At 54.2% G+C, this 1,662-nt stretch carries 1 rRNA gene; it reads right to left on the bottom strand.

From position 1 onward, the window contains the following. Nucleotides 1-21 precede the first annotated feature (21 nt). Nucleotides 22-1,570, bottom strand: a 16S ribosomal RNA gene (locus ABHN01_RS17890). Between the last annotated feature and the right edge of the window lie 92 nt (nucleotides 1,571-1,662).

The raw sequence follows: 1,662 nt of genomic DNA, 5'->3' as shown, positions 1-1,662 counted from the left end.
TGTGCGCTCATGTCTCCATAGAAAGGAGGTGATCCAGCCGCACCTTCCGATACGGCTACCTTGTTACGACTTCACCCCAATCATCTGTCCCACCTTCGGCGGCTGGCTCCAAAAGGTTACCCCACCGACTTCGGGTGTTACAAACTCTCGTGGTGTGACGGGCGGTGTGTACAAGGCCCGGGAACGTATTCACCGCGGCATGCTGATCCGCGATTACTAGCAATTCCGGCTTCATGTAGGCGAGTTGCAGCCTACAATCCGAACTGAGAGTGGCTTTTTGGGATTGGCTCGGCCTCGCGGCTTCGCAACCCTTTGTACCACCCATTGTAGCACGTGTGTAGCCCAGGTCATAAGGGGCATGATGATTTGACGTCATCCCCACCTTCCTCCGGTTTGTCACCGGCAGTCACCTTAGAGTGCCCAACTGAATGCTGGCAACTAAGGTCAAGGGTTGCGCTCGTTGCGGGACTTAACCCAACATCTCACGACACGAGCTGACGACAACCATGCACCACCTGTCACTCTGTCCCCCGAAGGGGAAAGCTCTATCTCTAGAGTGGTCAGAGGATGTCAAGACCTGGTAAGGTTCTTCGCGTTGCTTCGAATTAAACCACATGCTCCACTGCTTGTGCGGGCCCCCGTCAATTCCTTTGAGTTTCAACCTTGCGGTCGTACTCCCCAGGCGGAGTGCTTAATGTGTTAACGTCAGCACTGAGGGTGGAACCCCCCAACACCTAGCACTCATCGTTTACGGCGTGGACTACCAGGGTATCTAATCCTGTTTGCTCCCCACGCTTTCGCGCCTCAGCGTCAGTTACAGGCCAAAAAGCCGCCTTCGCCACTGGTGTTCCTCCACATCTCTACGCATTTCACCGCTACACGTGGAATTCCACTTTTCTCTCCTGCACTCAAGTTCCCCAGTTTCCAATGACCCTCCACGGTTGAGCCGTGGGCTTTCACATCAGACTTAAAGAACCGCCTGCGCGCGCTTTACGCCCAATAATTCCGGACAACGCTTGCCACCTACGTATTACCGCGGCTGCTGGCACGTAGTTAGCCGTGGCTTTCTGGTCAGGTACCGTCAAGGTACCGGCAGTTACTCCGATACTTGTTCTTCCCTGACAACAGAGCTTTACGACCCGAAGGCCTTCATCGCTCACGCGGCGTTGCTCGGTCAGACTTTCGTCCATTGCCGAAGATTCCCTACTGCTGCCTCCCGTAGGAGTCTGGGCCGTGTCTCAGTCCCAGTGTGGCCGATCACCCTCTCAGGTCGGCTACGCATCGTCGCCTTGGTGAGCCGTTACCTCACCAACTAGCTAATGCGCCGCGGGCCCATCTGTAAGCGTCAGCACAAGGCCGACTTTCAAAAAAGAAACAGGCGTTTCTCTTTATCATCCGGTATTAGCTCCGGTTTCCCGGAGTTATCCCCGTCTTACAGGCAGGTTGCCCACGTGTTACTCACCCGTCCGCCGCTGACCTCCGAGAGCAAGCTCTCTTTGGTCCGCTCGACTTGCATGTATTAGGCACGCCGCCAGCGTTCGTCCTGAGCCAGGATCAAACTCTCCAATAAAGTGTTTGATATAGCTCATAAAGTTTAAAAATAAGAAATTGATGGGATTGTAAAATCCCTGACTTACCTGGCTTTTGTTTGGTTTTCAAAGA

The organism is Fictibacillus sp. NRS-1165 (genome assembly GCF_050468105.1).
Lineage (GTDB): Bacteria > Bacillota > Bacilli > Bacillales > Fictibacillaceae > Fictibacillus_C > Fictibacillus_C terrinigri.
This window is presented reverse-complemented; position numbering and strand designations above follow the sequence as displayed.